General features: G+C 73.2%; 12 protein-coding genes and 1 pseudogene. 7 read left to right on the top strand and 6 right to left on the bottom strand.

Going from position 1 to position 18,173, the window contains the following annotated elements; all coding sequences use genetic code 11:
• The first annotated feature begins 8 nt into the window (after positions 1 to 8).
• On the top strand, positions 9 to 1,973 hold the full coding sequence (locus D7044_RS12680; RefSeq protein ID WP_120688918.1) for a penicillin-binding transpeptidase domain-containing protein: 1,965 nt from the start codon (positions 9 to 11) through the stop codon (positions 1,971 to 1,973).
• 1,065 nt (positions 1,974 to 3,038) lie between these two features.
• On the opposite strand, the pseudogene D7044_RS12675 reads toward D7044_RS12680, so the two are convergent.
• The 4 genes and pseudogenes from D7044_RS12675 to D7044_RS12660 form a co-directional block, all read right to left on the bottom strand.
• Positions 3,039 to 3,978: pseudogene (locus D7044_RS12675) on the bottom strand (arginase family protein); the annotation flags it as partial.
• Between the two features lie 84 nt (positions 3,979 to 4,062).
• Entirely contained in the window at positions 4,063 to 4,968 is a 906-nt protein-coding gene (locus tag D7044_RS12670) for a tetratricopeptide repeat protein (RefSeq protein WP_120679556.1), read from the bottom strand.
• Between the two features lie 158 nt (positions 4,969 to 5,126).
• Positions 5,127 to 6,815: an acyl-CoA mutase large subunit family protein gene (locus D7044_RS12665; protein WP_120679554.1), complete on the bottom strand. Its 1,689-nt coding sequence runs from the start codon at positions 6,813 to 6,815 to the stop codon at positions 5,127 to 5,129.
• A 124-nt stretch (positions 6,816 to 6,939) separates the two neighbouring features.
• On the bottom strand, positions 6,940 to 7,356 hold the full coding sequence (locus D7044_RS12660) for an Asp23/Gls24 family envelope stress response protein (RefSeq protein WP_120679904.1): 417 nt from the start codon (positions 7,354 to 7,356) through the stop codon (positions 6,940 to 6,942).
• Positions 7,357 to 7,625: 269 nt separating this feature from the next.
• Here D7044_RS12660 and D7044_RS12655 point away from each other — a divergent pair, with 269 nt between their 5' ends.
• Positions 7,626 to 8,027: an acetyltransferase gene (locus D7044_RS12655; protein ID WP_147434643.1), complete on the top strand. Its 402-nt coding sequence runs from the start codon at positions 7,626 to 7,628 to the stop codon at positions 8,025 to 8,027.
• Positions 8,028 to 8,164: 137 nt separating this feature from the next.
• Here the strand turns inward: D7044_RS12655 and meaB are convergent, their stop codons facing one another.
• Positions 8,165 to 9,100 (bottom strand): methylmalonyl Co-A mutase-associated GTPase MeaB, encoded by a 936-nt coding sequence (gene meaB, locus D7044_RS12650; protein ID WP_233564965.1) that lies wholly within the window; start codon positions 9,098 to 9,100, stop codon positions 8,165 to 8,167.
• Between the two features lie 124 nt (positions 9,101 to 9,224).
• Positions 9,225 to 10,424 (bottom strand): acetyl-CoA C-acetyltransferase, encoded by a 1,200-nt coding sequence (locus D7044_RS12645; protein ID WP_120679550.1) that lies wholly within the window; start codon positions 10,422 to 10,424, stop codon positions 9,225 to 9,227.
• A 62-nt stretch (positions 10,425 to 10,486) separates the two neighbouring features.
• On the opposite strand from D7044_RS12645, the gene mce reads away from it, so the two are divergent.
• The 5 genes from mce to D7044_RS12620 all read left to right on the top strand — a co-directional run bounded on the left by mce (position 10,487) and on the right by D7044_RS12620 (position 18,164).
• Positions 10,487 to 10,957: a methylmalonyl-CoA epimerase gene (gene mce / locus D7044_RS12640; protein ID WP_120688917.1), complete on the top strand. Its 471-nt coding sequence runs from the start codon at positions 10,487 to 10,489 to the stop codon at positions 10,955 to 10,957.
• 275 nt (positions 10,958 to 11,232) lie between these two features.
• On the top strand, positions 11,233 to 12,588 hold the full coding sequence (ccrA, locus tag D7044_RS12635) for a crotonyl-CoA carboxylase/reductase (protein ID WP_120688916.1): 1,356 nt from the start codon (positions 11,233 to 11,235) through the stop codon (positions 12,586 to 12,588).
• A gap of 412 nt (positions 12,589 to 13,000) precedes the next feature.
• Positions 13,001 to 14,263, top strand: a complete 1,263-nt coding sequence (locus D7044_RS12630) for a DivIVA domain-containing protein (protein WP_120679544.1) — start codon at positions 13,001 to 13,003, stop codon at positions 14,261 to 14,263.
• Between the two features lie 173 nt (positions 14,264 to 14,436).
• Positions 14,437 to 16,701 carry a hypothetical protein gene (locus D7044_RS12625; protein WP_120688915.1) on the top strand — a complete coding sequence of 755 codons (2,265 nt, stop codon included), beginning with the start codon at positions 14,437 to 14,439 and terminating at the stop codon, positions 16,699 to 16,701.
• A gap of 365 nt (positions 16,702 to 17,066) precedes the next feature.
• Positions 17,067 to 18,164: an AI-2E family transporter gene (locus D7044_RS12620; protein WP_120679540.1), complete on the top strand. Its 1,098-nt coding sequence runs from the start codon at positions 17,067 to 17,069 to the stop codon at positions 18,162 to 18,164.
• The last annotated feature ends 9 nt before the right edge of the window (positions 18,165 to 18,173 follow it).

Genomic DNA, 18,173 nt, shown 5'->3' with positions numbered 1-18,173 from the left:
CCTGACGCATGCCCCTGTCGTACCCACGTCACACCCGTCGCACCCGCCCCAACCGGCTTCTCGTCGCCGTGGCCGCCAGCCTGATCGGCGTCGGCGCGCTCACCGCGTGCTCCGGCGAGGACGGCCCGGAACGCAGCGTCGACGCCTTCCTGTCCGGTTGGCGCTCCGGCGACCTGCAGACCGTGGGCTTCGTCGACGCGACCGGCGCCAAGGTCCCCGCCGACGAGGTGGTCAAGGAGATCAAGGAGCTCTCCGGCGAGCTGGCCGCCACCCCGCCCACGCTGCGCCGGCAGGGCGACGCCAAGATCACCGCAGACACCGCCACCGCCGGAATCCGGATCGAGTGGACGCTCCAGGGCGACACCCGCTGGGCGTACGACCGTCAGGTGCGGCTGGCGCACGGCGACGACGGCCAGTGGCAGGTGATCTGGGAGCCGCAGCTCGTGCAGGAGCAGCTCACCAAGGGCGACCGGCTCGGGCTGCGCCGCGACACCGGCGCCCGCGCGGGCGTGCTGGACGCCGCCGGACGGCCGATCGTGGCGCCGCGACCGATCGTCCGGGTCGGCGTGCAGCCCAACCAGGTCAGCGACGTGCCGGGGCTGGTCAAGAAGCTCGACAGCGCGTTCCGGGCCATCCGGCCGGTGATCGTGCCGGCGGTCGACCTCGCCGACCTGCCCAAGCGCCTCTCCGAGGCCGATCCCGGCGCGTTCGTCGAGGTGGTGACGCTGCGGGACGAGGCGTACCGGCAGATCAAGTCGCGCATCTACGACCTGCCCGGCACGAAGTTCCAGTCCGACAAGGCGGACCTCGCCCCCACCCGGGAGTTCGCCCGGGCGCTGCTCGGCTCGGTGGACCCGGCACAGGCCGACGACCTGGCCGCCCACCCCGAGAAGTACCTCGCCGGTGACCTCGTCGGGCACGGCGGGTTGCAGGGCCGGTACGACGACCGGCTGCGCGGGCGACCCGGCTTCACCGTGATCATCAAGCGTCCCGGCGAGGACGGCACGCTGGTGCCGACCGGCAAGGAGGTCTTCCACCACGAGCCCCAGCCGGGCCAGCCGCTGAAGACGACCCTCGACGTGGCCGTGCAGAACGCGGCCGACGGGGCGCTGCGCGCACAGCCGCAACGCTCCGCCCTGGTGGCCGTACGGATCAGCGACGGCGCGGTGCTCGCGGCGGCGAACGGTCCCGGCCCGGCCGGAGAGAACCTCGCCTTCGACGCCCAGGTCCCGCCCGGCTCGACCTTCAAGATGGTCAGCGCCCTGGGCCTGCTCGACCGCGGCGCGGTCACGCCGGAGACCACCGTGAAGTGCGACAAGACCTTCACGGTGGACGGCCGGTCGTTCAAGAACTCGGACAACTTCGCGTTGGGCGCGGTGCCCTTCCGCACCGACTTCGCGAAGTCCTGCAACACCGCGTTCGCGGCGTTGGCCCCGAAGCTGGGCGGCGACGGTCTGGCGGTCGCCGGCCGGTCGTTGGGCCTGGAGGGGCAGTGGGACCTCGGGGTCGACGCGTTCACCGGCAAGGTCTCGGCGAACGGGTCCCCCGCCGAACAGGCCGCCGCCTCGTTCGGCCAAGGCACCACGCTGGTCAGCCCACTGGCCCTGGCGGCCGCCACCGCCGCCGTCGCCCGCGGCCACTTCGCCCAGCCCAAGCTGCTGCTGGATCCGGCCCCCGCCAAGGCGGCCCCGCCCGGTCAGCCGCTGAAGCCCGAGTCGGTGCAGGCGCTACGGGCCATGATGCGGGAAGTCGTCACCGTGGGCACCGCGAGCACGCTGAAGGACGTACCGGGCCAGCCGGTGCACGGCAAGACCGGCACCGCCGAGTACGACAACAACCCGGCGCACACCCACGCCTGGTTCGTCGGCTGGCAGGGGGACGTGGCGTTCGCCGTCTTCGTCGAGAAGGGCGGCGCGAGCACCGCCTCCGCCGTACCGATCGCCGAACGCTTCCTCCGCGCCCTACCCCGCTGACGACCGACCCGGCTCGCCGAGCCCGCCGGGCCGTTGGCCGGGGCCGGTGGCCGGGTCAGTCCGGGACCGGGACCGGGGTCAGGCCGGGGCCTGGGCCAAGCCGGGGCCTGGGCCAAGCCGGGGCCAGGGCCAAGCCGGGGCCAGGGCCCGGGCCGAGCCAGGGCCGGTGGCCAGGCCGAGACCGGTGGCCAGGCCGGGGCCGGGGCCGGTGGCCAGGCCGGGGCCGGGGCCGGGGCCTGGGCCGGTGACCAGGCCAGGGCCTGGGCCGGTGACCAGGCCAGGGCCTGGGCCGGTGACCAGGCCAGGGCCTGGGCCGGTGACCAGGCCAGGGCCTGGGCCGGTGACCAGGCCAGGGCCTGGGCCGGTGGCCAGGGCCGGTGACCAGGCCGGGGCCAGGGCCGGTGACCAGGCCGGGGCCAGGGCGTGATCGACTCGACATCCATGAAGTCGGGGTGTCCGGCCGGGCCGGACAGCCCGACTTCAATGAACCCGAGTGGATCAGTCAGTCGCTCGGTCAGGCGAGGCCGGCAGCTGGGCGCGGCCTCTCCTCGGCCGGTGCCGGACGGTCGTCCTCCGCCCCGTTCCGCTCGGCCGTGACCTCCGGCCGGCGGAGCCGCCCGGGCCCGGCCGAGGCAGGCGGCCCGACCGGCTCGAACCCGGCCGAGGCGGGCGATGCGCCGGGTTGCGGCCCGGACGAGGTGGGCGGCCCGGTCGGCTCCGGCGCGGACGAGGTGAGCAGCCCGGCCGAGGCGGGCGGCGCGACGAGCCCCGGGCCGAGCGAACCCGGCCCGAGCGAACCCGAGCCCAGCGAACCCGAGCCCAGCGAACCCGAGCCCAGCGAATCCGGGCCCAGCGAACCCGAGCCCAGCGAATCCGGGCCGAGCGGGCCGGCGGGCTCCTCCGCCGAACCTCGGACCGCGACGGCGGGAGGCAGGGCGCCCGGAGAGGCCAGACCGGACGGGACGGGACCGCGGGCAGCCGTCGTGGCCGAGGACGCCGTCGCGGAGACGGACGGCCGCCGGGTGCCGCGGCGCGGGGCGGGTGCCGGGGTGTCCGGCGGGCCCGGCAGCAGCCGGGGCGGTACGGCCCCCGGGGAGGTCACCGGGGTCAACCCGGCCACCACCGTGTTCACGATCTCGGCGGCGTACGCACCGTCGGGGTCGTAGTCGGGGTCGAAGACGGTCAGCTCCACGCCCAGGCAGTGCGGGGTGTCCACCAGCCCGGCGAGCAGGATCTCCAGCTCCGCGAAGGCGATGCCGCCGGGGTCGGGCGCGTCGACCGCCGGCATGACCGCCGGGTCGAGGACGTCCACGTCGATGTGCACCCAGTAGCCGGCGCACTCGGCGAGCTGCTCGTGCGCCCACTGGGCGGTCCGCGCCGCGCCCTCGGCGCGCAGCGCCGGCACGGGGCGGGTCAGGATGCCTGCGGCCTGGAGGTCGAGGCGGTACTCGTCCTGCGCACGGATGCCCAGCACCACCACGTCGATGTCGCGGAAGTAGGGCCGGCGCCCCTCGATCGCCGCCAGGTCGGCCTGTCCACGGCCGGTGACCAGGGCGAGGTCCTCGCCGGCCGCCGCGCCGACGTACGAGGCGTTGCCGGGGTGCCGGAAGTCCGAGTGGCCGTCGACGAAGATCAGCCCGATCCGCCCGCCGACCGCCTCACCGAGACGGTGCATGGCCAGCGCGGAGCCGAGCAGCACCGAGCAGTCACCGCCCAGCACCAGCGGGAACTCGCTGCGGTCGATGATCGCGCCGATCCGGTCGGCGAGCGCCACCGAGTACGCGGAGATCTCCCGGGCGTGGCAGACGCCGTCGCCGGGACGCCAGTCGCCCGGGTCGTAGCGGGGTGGGGTGAGGTGACCGGCGTCCCGCGCCCGTAGCCGGGCCAGCAGGCCCTGATCGCGCAGTGCACCGGGCGCCTTGGCGCAGCCCGGGACCGAGCTGGGCGTCGGCGGGCGTAGGCCGAGGTTTGTCGGCGCGTCGAGGACGGCGATCCGGCGCATCATGGGCTCCCGTCCTCGGAGGTCGGGCGGGCCGGCCGGTCTGCCGGCCCGCACTGCTCTGCTACGTACTCGGAACCGTTCCGCTGCTCAGAACAGAGCGCTGGCCAGGGCGCGCCGGGCGGTGGCGACCGCCGGGTCGTCCGGGCCGGCGATGCTGAACAGGCCGATCAGGTGCTGGCGTACCTTCTCCCGGTCGTCACCGGCGGTGCGGCGGACCGTGTCCACCAGGCGCTTGTAGGCCTGCTCGGCGAGGCCGCTGATCACCTCGATGTCGGCGGCGAGCAGCTGCGCGTCGACGTCGTCGGGGTTCGCCGCGGCCGCCGCGAGCGCGCCCTGCGGGTCGGCGCCGCCGACCCGACGGGCCAGGCCCACCTGGGCCAGGCCGGCCTCGGCCGCGGCGTCGGCCGGGAAGTCGGCGAGGATCTTGCGGTACGCGTGCTCGGCGGCGTCCAGGTCACCGGTCATCAGGGCGTCGTCGGCCTCGTCGAGGCGCGGGTCGGCCGGCTCGGTGAGGGCTACCCCGCCGGCCTTGAGAACCGCCTGGATCCACTGCTTGAGCTGCGCCTCCGGCACCACACCGGAGAAGGCGTCGACCGGTTGGCCGCCGACCACGGCGTAGACCATCGGGATGCCCTGCACCCGGAACATCTGGGCGAGGCGGGGGTTGGCGTCCACGTCGATCTTGGCGAGCACCCAGGCGCCGCCGCCCTCGACCGCCAGCCGTTCGAGCACCGGCGAGAGCTGCTTGCACGGCTCACACCACTCGGCCCAGAAGTCGATCACCACGGGGGTGGTGAGCGACCGCTCCAGCACCTCGGACTGGAATGTCGCCTCCGTGACGTCGATGACGGTGGCACCGCCGACGGCGCCACCGGGGGCACCGGCGGGCGGGCCCGCCTGGACGGGCGCGGAGGTGGGGGCGGGGGCGCGGAGGGCGCTGAGGTCGACCGCGCCGCGAGTGAAGATCGACGAGGTGATCCGTGGGTCGCTCATGGTTATCTAGTTTGGCACGGACGTCGCCGAACTCAGATCAACCGCGACGGCGACAGTTGCAGTTCTCACCCTGCTCATCCCACCCGTACGGGCACAGACCGCACCGCGCCGCGGGTAGCCGCGGCGCGGTGTGGGTGCGGGCGTGTCCGCCGGACGGGTCAGAAGCGGGCGGGCTCGCGGTAGGTGCCCCACTCGGCGCGCAGGGCGTCGCAGATCTCGCCGAGCGTCGCCTCGGCCCGGACCGCGTCGAGCATCGCCGGGATCATGTTCTCCCCGGTGCGGCTGACCTCGACCATCCGGTTCACTGCGGCCTTGACCGCGGCGTCGTCCCGGCCGGCCTTCCGCTCGGCCAGCACCCGGCGCTGCTCCAGCTCGACCTCGTGCGAGATGCGCAGGATCTCCAGGTCCTTGGCGACCGTGCTGGTGTGGCAGTTGACCCCGACGATCTTCTTGTCGCCCTTCTCCAGCGCCTGCTGGTAGACGAAGGCGGACTCGGCGATGTGGCCGGTGAACCAGCCGTCCTCGATGCCGCGCAGGATGCCGGAGGTCATCGGGCCGATCTGGTGCGGGCCCTCACCGCCGAGCTGGCGGATCCGGGCGAAGATCTCCTCCGCCTCGGCCTCGATCTTGTCGGTGAGCGCCTCGACGTACCAGGAGCCGCCGAGCGGGTCCGCCACGTTGGTGACCCCGGTCTCCTCCATCAACACCTGCTGGGTACGCAGGGCGATCTCGGCGGACTCGTCGGTCGGGAGCGCGAGGGTCTCGTCCAGCGCGTTGGTGTGCAGCGAGTTCGTGCCGCCGAGCACCGCGGCGAGGGCCTCCACAGCGGTGCGTACCACGTTGTTCACCGGCTGCTGGGCGGTCAGCGACACCCCGGCGGTCTGGGTGTGGAAGCGGAGCCAGAGGGCCTTCTCGCTGGTGGCGCCGTACACGTCGCGCATCCAGCGGGCCCAGATCCGCCGGGCGGCCCGGAACTTGGCGATCTCCTCGAAGAAGTCGACGTGCGAGTCGAAGAAGAAGCTCAGCCCCGGGGCGAAGACGTTCACGTCCAGCCCCCGGGAGAGCCCGAGCTCGACGTAGCCGAAGCCGTCGGCGAGCGTGTACGCCAGCTCCTGCGCGGCGGTCGACCCGGCCTCGCGGATGTGGTAGCCGGAGACCGAGAGCGGCTTGTAGCGCGGGATCTCCCGGGCGCAGTACTCCATCAGGTCGCCGATCAGGCGCAGGTGCGGCTCCGGGTCGAAGAGCCACTCCTTCTGCGCGATGTACTCCTTGAAGATGTCGGTCTGCAGCGTGCCGTCGAGCGTGGACAGGTCGGCGCCCTGCCGCTCGGCGGCGACCAGGTACATGCAGAAGACCGGCACGGCCGGGCCGGAGATGGTCATCGAGGTGGTGACGCCGGCCAGGTCGATGTCGCCGAAGAGGACCTCCATGTCGGCGGCGGTGTCGACAGCCACGCCGCAGTGCCCGACCTCGCCCAGCGCCTGCGGGTCGTCGGAGTCGCGGCCCATCAGCGTCGGCATGTCGAAGGCGACCGAGAGGCCGCCGCCGCCCGCGCCGAGGATCATCTTGTACCGCTCGTTGGTCTGCTGCGCGTTGCCGAAGCCGGCGAACTGCCGGATGGTCCAGGTCCGCCCCCGGTAACCGGTCGGGTGGAGCCCTCGGGTGTACGGGTACTCCCCCGGCCAACCGATCCGCTCGAAGCCCGGCTGGTCGACCCCCTCCGGGGGCCCGTAGACCGGGTCGACGGTCATGCCGGAGAGGGTGGTGAAGTCCGCGTCCCGCTTGCGCGCGGCGTCGTATCGGGCCTGCCAGCGCGCCCGGCCAGCAGCGATCTCGTCGGCGTTCATCCGCGGCTCCTCCTCGGGTCCTCGACCTACACGTCGAGTCTAGAGGTCACGCCTGAACGATCGCTAAGTCGCCCCGAACCAGCGGGTAACCCGGCGGCCAACGCGGCCGCCGGGCCCCGGTGCCTCAGGCGCCGGCCGCTCCCGGCTGGTTGAGCTCGATGTCGTCCACCGTGACGTTGACCTGGGTGACCGTCAGGCCGTACTTCTCCACCGCTTCGATCACTGCGGCCCGCACCGCCTCGGTCACGTCGGCCACGACCTGCCCGGCGTCGATCACCAGGACCACGTTGATGACCGCCGAGGTGCCCTTCACGTCGGCGGAGACGCCCCGGCGGGCGTCGCCCACCTCGTCCATGCCGACCTTGTCCAGGACGCTGTTGAAGAACCGGGCCACGTCGCCGCCGAGATCGGCGACTCCGGTCACCGAACGAGCGGCGGCCGCCGCGATCTTCTCCACGACCTCGTCGGAGACCGACGTGCCGCCTCGGGCCGCGCCCGCATCGGGCTGCACTCCACCGGCGTTCTCCACCGCGTCCGTCATGATCACATCTCCCCTGGTCCCGACGCATTGTGGACCGACCGGCTCGGCGGCCCGCTCCGCGGGAGCCTCGCTCCCGGCCGTGCGCTGCGAGCCTACTAGGGTCTGTTTCGTCAGGCTCGCCCGAGCGAGCAGAGGCCCAGGCGGCGGGCCACGACCGGCCGAACGTACCTGTGGAGTCCCGCGCACAACTGTGGACATCGAGCCACTACGCTGCCGTCCCGAGCGTCCGAGATGGACGGCCACTCCGCTGCACGAGTGAGGTCTGTTTGATGCGCAAGAGGTTGTTGAGTCTCGCCACGACTGTCGCCCTGTCGCTCGGTGCGCTGCTCGGCACGGCCGTGCCGGCCCAGGCGGCCGAGTCGCCCAGCGCCCTCTGCGGCTCCGGGTACTACGTCATCGACAGTCACGGGCTGCCCGGCGCCACCGTCTACCTGCTCTACAAGTCCAGCGGCGGCTGGAACTGCGTGGTCACCGTCAAGACCGCGGATCGGGGCACGGCGACCAAGGTCGGCGCCTACCTGCACATCGAGGACGGCCGGGGCGGCTTCGACGAGGATCCCTACCTGTACTACGCCGGGCCGGTGCGGGGTCAGGCCGGTGGACAGTGCGTCAAGTTCGGCGGGCTCAGCCGCGGCACCTCGTGGACCAGCAAGTGGGACCACTGCGGCTAGACCGGCCGTAGCGACCCGTCGACGCGGGACCGGCGCCTGTCATCGCCGCCGGTCCCGCGTCGGCGGGCGCCGTCAGCCCTGAGTACCTCGTGCCGGGCCCGGAGTCGCCCGGTACACGGCCGGCGCCGCGGCTGAGGTCAGGCCCCGAGCTGCGCCAGCAGCTCGTCGGCGGCCGTGTACGGGTCGATCGCCCCCTCGGCCACCTTCGCCGCGAGCGACGGCAGCTCCGTACCGTCGCGCAGCGAGCCGATCCGGGCGCGGAGCACACCGAGCGCGATCGCCTCGACCTCGGCGGCGGCCCGCGCCTCCTGCCGGCGGCGCAGCTCGCCGTGCTCGACCAGCCAGTCCCGGTGCTTGTCGATCGCGGCGGCGATGTCGTCGATCCCCTCGCCCCGCGCGGCGACCGCGCGGGTCACCACCGGTCGCCACTGTCCCGCGGCTCGCTCGCCGAGGGCGATCATGCCCTGGATGTCGCGGTACGTCGCGTCGGCGCCGTCCCGGTCGGCCTTGTTCACCACGAAGACGTCGGCGATCTCCAGGATGCCCGCCTTCACGGCCTGGATCGCGTCCCCCATCCCGGGGGCGAGCAGCACCAGTGTGCTGTCGGCGAGCGAGGCGACCTCCACCTCGGCCTGCCCGACACCGACCGTCTCCACCAGCACCACGTCGCAGCCGGCGCCCTCCAGCACCCGCACCGCCTGCGGGGTGGCCGCCGCCAGCCCGCCGAGGTGACCCCGGCTGGACATCGAGCGGATGTAGACGCCGGGATCGGTGGCGTGGTCCTGCATTCGGACCCGGTCGCCCAGGATCGCCCCGCCGGTGAACGGGCTGGACGGGTCGACCGCCAGTACGCCGACCCGGTGTCCGCGCGCCCGCAGCGCCCGCACCAGCTCGTTGGTGGTGGTGGACTTGCCCACGCCGGGCGACCCGGTCAACCCCACCACCTGGGCCTGGCCGGCGTACGGCGCGAGCGCCGCCGCGACCTCCCGGAGCAGGTCGTCGCCGTTCTCCACCAGCGTGATCAGGCGGGCCACCGCGCGGTGGTCACCCGCGCGGGCCCGCTCGACCAGCATGGGCACGTCCCGGCTGCGGCGCACCGAAGCGGTGGCCGCGGCCGGGGCGTTCTCGATGGTTCCGCTCACGGGGCTACTTTCGGTCGGCGAGCGCGGGTCCGCGCGACCCGGTCGCTCGTGGTGCTCACTTGCCGTTCTCGCCCCGGGCCGGAACGTGGATGATCAGCGCGTCGCCCTGGCCGCCGCCGCCGCAGAGGGCCGCCGCGCCGGTGCCGCCGCCACGCCGCCGCAGCTCCAGGGCGAGCGTGAGGACCAGGCGGGCGCCGGACATGCCGATCGGGTGGCCCAGCGCGATGGCGCCGCCGTTGACGTTCACCTTCGCCGGGCTGATCCCGAGGTCGCGGACGGACTGGATGCCGACCTGGGCGAAGGCCTCGTTGATCTCGATGAGGTCGAGGTCGGCGACGGTCAGCCCGGCCTTGCGCAACGCGTGCTGGATGGCGTTCGACGGCTGGGAGTGCAGGGAGTTGTCCGGGCCGGCGACGTTGCCGTGCGCGCCGACCTCGGCGATCCAGGTCAGCCCCAGCTCCTTCGCCTTGGCCTTGCTCATCACGACGACCGCGGCGGCGCCGTCCGAGATCGGCGAGGAGCTGCCGGCGGTGATCGTGCCGTCCTTGGTGAACGCCGGGCGGAGCTTGGCCAGCGTCTCGACGGTGGTGTCCGGGCGGATGCCCTCGTCCTCGCCGATCACCAGCGGGTCGCCCTTGCGCTGCGGGATGACCACCGGGGTGATCTCGTCGGCGAAGTGCCCGTTCTTCTGCGCGGCGGCGGCCTTCTGGTGGCTGCCCGCGGCGAAGGCGTCCTGCTCCTCGCGGGTGATGCCGTGCTTGCCGCCGAGCCGCTCGGTGGACTCCCCCATCGAGCAGCAGTCCCAGGCGTCGGAGAGGCCGTCGTGCGCCATGTGGTCCTTGATCACCACGTCGCCGTACTTGTAGCCGGTCCGCTGCCCCATCAGCAGGTGCGGGGCGTTGGTCATCGACTCCATGCCACCGGCGACGACGATGTCGAACTCGCCGGCCCGGATGAGCTGGTCGGCCAGGGCGATCGCGTCCAGGCCGGAGAGGCAGACCTTGTTGATGGTCAACGCCGGCACGCTCATCGGGATGCCCGCCTCTACCGCCGCCTGGCGGGCCGGGATCTGACCGGCGCCGGCCTGGAGCACCTGCCCCATGATCACGTACTGCACCTGTTCGGGGCTGACGCCACCGCGCTCCAGGGCCGCCTTGATCGCGATCCCACCGAGCTTCGTGGCCGGAAGGTCCTTGAGGTTGCCCAGCAGTCGCCCCATCGGGGTCCGCGCGCCGCTGACGATCACCGAAGCCATAGCTGCCTCCGAGGGGGGTGCCGACCTGTACGCCTTAACGATTGTTCGGCCAGACTAGCGTCATGGCAGAGAACTCCCCCGCCGAGCCCGCTGCGGACTACGTCACAGACATCGGGCTACGGCGAATCGATCACGTCGGCATCGCCGTCGCCGACCTGGACGCCGCGATCGACTTCTACCAGAAGACGTTCGGGATGCGCTGCGTGCACACCGAGACCAACACCGAGCAGGGCGTACGCGAGGCGATGCTCGCCGTCGGCCCCGACGTCGAGGGGGGCTGCGTGCAGCTGCTCGCCCCGCTCACGCCGGAGTCCACCATCGCGAAGTTCCTCGATCGCAACGGCCCCGGGGTGCAGCAGGTGGCGTACACCGTGGCGGACGTGGACGCGGCCTGCGCGGCGCTGCGCGAGCGCGGAATGCGGCTGCTCTACGACGAGCCGCGACGCGGCACCGCGAACTCTCGGATCAACTTCGTCCACCCGAAGGACGCCGGCGGCGTGCTGGTGGAGCTGGTCGAACCCGCGGCGCACTGACCGGGCGCCCCGGCCGCCGCCTGTCGCGCGGCCGGGGCCCCGCGGACCGCCCGGCGAGCGCGAGTCTGCGCGGTGCGACGGCCGCCCGGACACCTTCACGCATCGGTGGATGCAATTGTTCACAGGGGACTTCCCGCCCTAGCTACCGTTCAGTAACGTCCGCCTCCAGCAGGGACGCGATGTGTCGGACGCCGACATGGTGGCCGCTCGTCCCGGCGCCGACGATGGCAGCACCCAGTCCCGCGCGTGCGGGTGCGGACGAACGGGAGGTCACCGTGCAGGACATCCTCGAAGCAATCATGGCTGCCGAGGGCTCCGACCAGCCGGGGCGGGAACTCGCCGCGATCGCCGGCCTGCCGGTGCCGGAGAGCTACCGCGGCGTCGTGGTACGGGCCGACGAGACCCGCATCTTCGACGGAATGGCGGCCCGCGACAAGGACCCACGCAAGGCGCTGCACGTCCAGGAGGTGCCGACGCCCGAACTGGGCCCCGGCGAGGCGCTGGTGGCCGTGATGGCCAGCGCCATCAACTACAACACCGTCTGGACGAGCATCTTCGAGCCGCTGCCCACCTTCAAGTTCCTCCAGCGCTACGGGCGGCTCTCCGAGCTGACCCGCCGGCACGACCTGCCGTACCACGTGGTCGGTTCGGACGCGGCCGGCGTGGTGCTGCGTACCGGGCCCGGGGTGACCCGCTGGCAACCCGGCGACGAGGTGGTGGCGCACTGCCTCTCCGTGGAGCTGGAGGACTCCGCCGGCCACGACGACACGATGCTCGACCCGCAGCAGCGGATCTGGGGCTTCGAGACCAACTTCGGCGGCCTCGCCGAGCTGGCCGTGGTCAAGGCCAACCAGCTGATGCCGAAGCCGCGGCACCTCAGCTGGGAGGAGGCGGCCAGCCCGGGACTCGTCAACTCGACCGCGTACCGGCAGCTCGTCTCGCAGCACGGCGCCGGCATGAAGCAGGGCGACGTGGTGCTGATCTGGGGCGCCTCCGGTGGCCTCGGTGGCTACGCCACCCAGCTGGCCCTGAACGGGGGCGCGATCCCGGTCTGCGTGGTCTCCTCGCCGGAGAAGGCCGAGCTGTGCCGGAAGATGGGCGCCGAACTGGTCATCGACCGCACCGCCGAGGGGTTCCGGTTCTGGCGGGACGAGCAGACCCAGGACGCCGACGAGTGGCGCCGCTTCGGCGAACGGATCAGAGCGCTGACCGGCGGCGAGGACCCGGACATCGTCTTCGAGCACCCCGGCCGGGAGACCTTCGGCGCCAGCGTCTTCGTCGCCAAACGCGGCGGCACCGTCGTCACCTGCGCGTCGACCAGCGGCTACCAGCACCAGTACGACAACCGTTACCTCTGGATGCACCTGAAGCGAATCATCGGCAGCCACTTCGCCAACTACCACGAGGCGTGGCAGGCGAACCGGTTGGTGGCCCTGGGTCGGGTGCACCCGACGGTGTCGAGGACCTACCCGCTGGAGCGGACCGGCCAGGCCGCGTACGAGGTGCACCGCAACGCCCACCAGGGCAAGGTCGGCGTCCGCTGCCTCGCGCCCCGCGACGGCCTCGGCGTCCGCGACCCGGAGCTGCGCGCCCGGCACGAGCACGCGATCAACCGGTTCCGCGGTCACTGACGGCGACTACCGTTCGCCCGGTGCGGCCGTGACGGTCGGGAGCGTCCGCGCCGGCCGCCGCGGCGCGGAGCGGTTCGCCGCCGCTCCCGCACGGCGAACCGCCCGCGGCCGGCGCGGGACCGGCGACCCGGGCGAGGACTCGTCGACCAATGCGGGGCCACACCGCCGCCTTTCCGGCGGGCGGTCGGCGTCCCATTCGCGTACTGACGCGGGGTACGCACAAAGGGCCCGGCCGGTGTCGTAGTGAGCCCCTTTTCGCCGACCGGCGGCGGCCGACCCGACCCACCCCGGAGCTGCCAAGATCGGTGCCCGGCCCGGTCCCGTGACGAGCGGAAGTTGACCATGTAAAGAGGACTCGAAAGGTTCGTACCGCTCTTGCGGAGCACCCTGGGGCGTCTGCCAGTATGTCCCAATGCCCCAGCAGCAATCCTCCCCTCTCGCGTTCTTCGATAACGCGAACTCACAGCCAGATTTCACGGTTGGCCTGCGCGGATACAACACCCACCAGGTCGATGACTTCCTCGGCCGGATGACCGCCGCGCTCACCCAGTCCGAGCAGGCCCGCGCCGAGGCCGAGCAGCGGATGAACGACGCCCAGCGTCGGCTCCGCCAGGCCGACCAGCGCGTGGCCGCACTGGAGCAGAAGCTCACGGACACCAACAAGCAGCTCGAGGAGAACAGCCGGCCGACGCTCTCCGGCCTCGGCACTCGCGTCGAGCAGATCCTCCGACTGGCGGAGGAGCAGGCCAACGACCACCGCAACGAGGCCAAGCGCGAGTCGGAGGGGATTCTCTCCGCCGCCCGCCTCGAGGCGCGGGAGATCACCGACAAGGCCCGCGCCGAGGCGGCCGCGATGAAGGCCACCGCCGAGCGCGAGGCCGGCAACCTGCGCACCGCCGCCGAGCGGGAGGCCGCCGAGGTCCGCGTCCAGGCCCGCCGCGAGGCCGACACGCTGCGCGCTGACGCCGACCGCGAGACCAAGCAGCTGCGCACGGTGACCGCGCACGAGGTGGCCGAGCTGAAGTCCACCGTCGAGCGGGAGGTGGCGACCCTCCGGGCCACCGCCGAGCGGGAGATCACCCAGCAGCGGGCGAAGGCCGCCCGGGAGGCCGAGGAGAAGCGGGCCGAGGCGACGAAGCTGCTCACCGACGCGCGGGACAAGCGCGACAAGGACCTCCAGGCCCTGGAGCTCCAGCTCGCCGAGCGCCGGGAGAAGGCCGAGCGCGAGGAGTCCGAGCGGCACGCCGCCCAGGTGGCGCAGACCCAGAAGATGGTCAGCGAGGCCGAGCAGCGGGCCCGCGCCGCGCAGGAGCGGGCGAAGGAGATCGAGCAGCGCGCGGAGGCCCGCCGGGTCGAGTCGGAGCGCAGCTCCGCCGAGACGATCGACAAGGCCAAGGCGCTCGCCGACAAGACCCTCACCGAGGCGCGGGCGGAGTCGCAGCGCCTGCTCAGCGAGGCGCGGACGGAGGCCGAGCTGACCACGCAGGCGGCCCGTCGCGAGGTCGAGGACCTCACCCGCCAGAAGGACGCGGTGACGTCGCAGCTGGGTCAGATGCTCTCCGGCCTCGCCGGCATCGTGCCGGGTGTGCCGAACGGGCAGGCCGCGGCGGCGGAGGCCAAACCCGAGGCCGGCAAGTCCGGCGGCGACAAGGTGGCCGCGGAATCGGCTGGCTGACGAACCACAGGCCGGGGCATGACGCGGCGCGGGGGGCACCGGGTGACCGGTGCCCCCCGCGCCGCACGCTTTTCGCCACCCACTGTTATCCACCGGTACGACCCGAGTGAAGTAGGGCCGACAGGGGCGTCCGTATCGCCCCAGGAGGGCCCGTTGCGTGTGAGGATGAGGGCATGTCGCACGGCGAGGAACTGTTCGCTCTCGGCGGGGACGTGGCCACGGAGCCCAGCTTCGAGACCGCTCTGCGGGGGTACGAGAAGAAGCAGGTCGACCGGTACGTCGCGCGAGCGGAGCATGAGATCACGGCTCTCGCGGCAGAGCGGGAGCAGGCGTACACACAGATCCACAAGCTCGCCGGCCAGGTCGAGGTGCTCCAGCGCGACCTCGCCCAGGTGCGCAAACAGGTCGGCGTGGTGGACCGGGCGTCCTTCCGGCACCTCGGCCCCCGCGTCGAGCACATCCTCACCCTCGCCGAGGAGCAGGCGGAGGAGATCCTCCGCGTCGCCAACGACGAGATCGACTCCCGCCGGGCCGCCGCCGAGCACATCATCGAGGACGCCCGCGAGCAGGCCGAGAAGGCGCTGAAGGACTTCGAGATCGCCCTCGCCGCGCGGCGCTCCGAGGAGGAGCGGCAGGCCGCCGCGCGCAAGGCCGAGTCGGAGGCCGCGCTGCGCACCGCCAAGGAGGAGTCCGCGAAGCTGCGCCGCAACGCGCAGGACGAGCTGACCAGGGCGCAGCAGGAGGCGAACCAGCTCCGGGAGGCGGCCAAGGAGATCCACACCCGGGCCCAGCAGGAGTCCACCAAGCTGCGCGAGGCCGCCCGGTCGACGCTGGCCAAGGCGCAGCAGGAGGCCACCGACCTGCGGGACGCCGCCAAGGAGGTGCACGCGAAGGCCCAGCAGGAGGCGAAGCGCCTCGTCGACCAGGCGACCGAGGCCGGGCGGGCCAGCCACGCCAAGGCGCAGCGGGAGGCGAAGCAGACCATCGACGACGCCGCGATGGCGGGGCGGGCCACCCGGGCGAAGGCGCAGCAGGAGGCGGAGCGGATCACGACGCAGGCGAGCGAGACCGCCAAGCGCAGCCGCGCCGAGACCGAGGCGTACGTGCAGCGGATGCGGAGCGAGACCGAGTCGTACGTGCAGCAGTCGCGGGCGCAGACCCAGCAGGAGCTGGGCGCCTGGCGGGCGGGTGTGGAGAAGGAGGTCAACTCCCGACGGGAGACCGCGGATCGCGAGCTGGCTCAGCGCCGGGCCGCTGCCGAGCAGGAGTTCGCGAAGCGCCGCGACGACCTGGAGAAGCAGCACAAGTCCCGCCAGCAGGAGCTGGAGACGACCTTCACGCGCCGCCGGCAGGAGCTGGAGACGACGACCACGCGCCGCCAGCAGGAGCTCGAGACCGAGTTCACCGCGCGACGCGACCAGCTGGAGACCGAGTACACGACGCGCAAGAACGAGATCGAGCAGGGCGCCGACCGCGTCCGGCAGGCCGCCGAGCGGGACGCCGTCACGCTGCGCCGGCAGGCCGAGGAGCAGGCCACCGAGCTGCTGCGCCGGGCCGAGACGGAGGCGACCGAGAAGCGTCGCACGGCCGACGAGCACGTCGCGACGTCCCGGCGGCAGTTCGAGGAGTACGCGGCGACGACCCAGCAGGCCCTGGCCACCACCCAGCAGCACCTCGCGGCGACGCAACAGGAGGTCGCGTCCGGCCGGCAGCAGCTCGCACAGGTGATGCTGGAGATCGCGCAGGCGCAGCAGAAGCTCGCCGATCTGCGCCAGGAGACGTGGACGTCGCGCCAGGAGTCCGACGAGCTCCAGCGGCAACTGGTCGAGCTGCGGGGTCAGCTCGCGACGGCGCCGGCCGGCTCCGACGGCCCCACCTCGCCGCCGCCCGCCGGCGCGACCACGGCGGCCGCGGGTCCGGCCGTGGCGGCCCGGCCCGTCGGCGCGGGACGCGGTGCGGGTACCGACCCGACGGCGACGCCGGCGGGTACGTCCCGCCCGAGCGGCGTCAAGGGCGAGCCGGGCGGCGGCAGGACGCAGCCGGACGGCAAGCCCCAGCCGGTCGGCGCGACCGCGCAGGCCACCGAGAGCCCGGCGCAGCCCGCCGGGGCGGGCAGCGCGTCCGGAAAGGGCGCCGCGGGCGCGAGCGCCGCCGGTACCCGGCCCGAGCCGGTGACCGCCGAGGGCGAGGGCGAGTCGCAGGCGAGCGGCCAGCCGAAGGCCCGCCCGGTGGGCGAGCCGGTCACCACCGTCGACGACGGCGCCGCCGGTGCGGCCGTGGACGGCGAGCCGACGGTCGCCGCGGTACCCGGCGAGGGTGGCCGGGGCGCGACCCCCACGAAGATCACCAGCACGGGTGAGAACGGGAAGCGGCCCAGCAAGCCGACCACCGACGAGCGGGCGGCCAAACCCAACACGGTCTCGGTCGAGAAGGAGTGACCCGGCCCGCCGGACGGACGCGGCGGCCGGCCCCACCGAACCGGATCCGAACCCGGCGGGACCGCTCGCCCTCCCGCGGCGGTCGCCGCTGAGCGGCAGCGCGGCCGCCGACCGGGATTGCGGACGGTACGGCCCGCCGGCAGCCAGTACTCTCCGGTCAGGGCCGGTGCCAGGAGCAGGCCCGAGACGCGGATGAGGCGGCGCAGTCGCCGAACCTGACCGGAGGACTGGTGACGCAGGACGGGCCGAGGGCCGACGGACCGGATCCGGAGCGGGCCGAGGCGGGGCAGCCGGAGCGGGGCCGGGGGCCCCGGCGCACTCCGGCACCGCAGGGGGCGAGCCCGCCCCGCCCGGACGCCACCACTGTGGGGGAATCCCCGGACGATCCGAGCGACCCCGCACCGGCCACCGGCTCGGGGCGCTTCGGGCCGCGGGGGCGTCCGCTGCGGCGCAACAGTTTCCTGGTCGGCTTCACCGGTGGGCTCGGCCTGCTCGCCGCGTACGCCCTCTATCTCGGCCTGCGCAACGCGTTCGGGATCCTCGTCCTGGTGGTGATCGCGCTCTTCCTCGCGATCGGCCTCCATCCGGCGGTGGTCCGGCTGCGCCGCTGGGGCCTGCCGCACGGCCTCTCCGTCGCGCTCGTCGCGTTCGCCGTGCTGCTGCTGCTCTGCGGCGGCGTGTTCGCGCTCGTGCCGCCGATCATCACCCAGTCCGGGCAGTTCATCGAACAGCTGCCGAACTACATCGAGCAGCTGCGCCGCAGCGAGACCGTCAACGACCTGGTCGAGCGGTACGACCTGGTGCAGAAGGTGCAGGGCGCGGTGAACGCGGAGACCGTGGGACGCGCCCTCGGTGGCGTGCTCGGCGGCGCCCAACTGATCTTCGGCACCATCTTCCGCGCCCTGACCGTGCTGGTGCTGACCATCTACTTCCTGGCGTACTTCAACCGCCTGCGGGCCCTCGGCTACTCGCTGGTGCCCGCGTCGCGGCGGGAGCGGGTGCAGCTCATCGGCGACGAGATCCTCACCCGGGTCGGCGCCTACATGGTGGGCGCGCTCTGCATCGCGGTGCTCGCCGGGGTGAGCACGTTCGTCTTCGCCCTGATCGTCGGGCTGGCGTACCCGATGGCGCTGGCCGTGGTGGTCGCGGTGACCGACCTGATCCCGCAGATCGGGGCGACTCTCGGCGCGGTGATCGTGACCCTGGTCGGCTTCGCCACCGACCTCTCCGCGGGCATCGCCTGCGTGGTCTTCTTCCTCGTCTACCAGCAGGTGGAGAACTACCTCATCTACCCGAAGGTGATGCGCCGCTCGGTGCACGTCAACGAGGTGGCAGCCCTGCTCGCCGCGCTGCTCGGCGTCGGGCTGATCGGAGTGGTGGGCGCGGTGATCGCCATCCCGACGGTGGCCGCCATCCAGATCATCCTGCGCGAGGTGGTGCTGCCCCGACAGCAGTCACGCTGACCGACGATC

Origin of the sequence: Micromonospora musae (genome assembly GCF_003626635.1) — a bacterium.
GTDB classification, from domain to species: domain Bacteria; phylum Actinomycetota; class Actinomycetes; order Mycobacteriales; family Micromonosporaceae; genus Micromonospora; species Micromonospora musae.
This window is presented reverse-complemented; position numbering and strand designations above follow the sequence as displayed.

What these genes read in the sequence shown, in the direction of transcription:
- D7044_RS12680 (WP_120688918.1), top strand. Translation starts at nt 9, where the DNA reads ATGCCCCTGTCGTACCCACGTCACACCCGTCGCACCCGCCCCAACCGG.
- D7044_RS12670 (WP_120679556.1), bottom strand. Translation starts at nt 4,968, where the DNA reads ATGAGCGACCCACGGATCACCTCGTCGATCTTCACTCGCGGCGCGGTC.
- D7044_RS12665 (WP_120679554.1), bottom strand. Translation starts at nt 6,815, where the DNA reads ATGAACGCCGACGAGATCGCTGCTGGCCGGGCGCGCTGGCAGGCCCGA.
- D7044_RS12660 (WP_120679904.1), bottom strand. Translation starts at nt 7,356, where the DNA reads ATGACGGACGCGGTGGAGAACGCCGGTGGAGTGCAGCCCGATGCGGGC.
- D7044_RS12655 (WP_147434643.1), top strand. Translation starts at nt 7,626, where the DNA reads ATGCGCAAGAGGTTGTTGAGTCTCGCCACGACTGTCGCCCTGTCGCTC.
- meaB (WP_233564965.1), bottom strand. Translation starts at nt 9,100, where the DNA reads ATGCTGGTCGAGCGGGCCCGCGCGGGTGACCACCGCGCGGTGGCCCGC.
- D7044_RS12645 (WP_120679550.1), bottom strand. Translation starts at nt 10,424, where the DNA reads ATGGCTTCGGTGATCGTCAGCGGCGCGCGGACCCCGATGGGGCGACTG.
- mce (WP_120688917.1), top strand. Translation starts at nt 10,487, where the DNA reads ATGGCAGAGAACTCCCCCGCCGAGCCCGCTGCGGACTACGTCACAGAC.
- D7044_RS12630 (WP_120679544.1), top strand. Translation starts at nt 13,001, where the DNA reads ATGCCCCAGCAGCAATCCTCCCCTCTCGCGTTCTTCGATAACGCGAAC.
- D7044_RS12625 (WP_120688915.1), top strand. Translation starts at nt 14,437, where the DNA reads ATGTCGCACGGCGAGGAACTGTTCGCTCTCGGCGGGGACGTGGCCACG.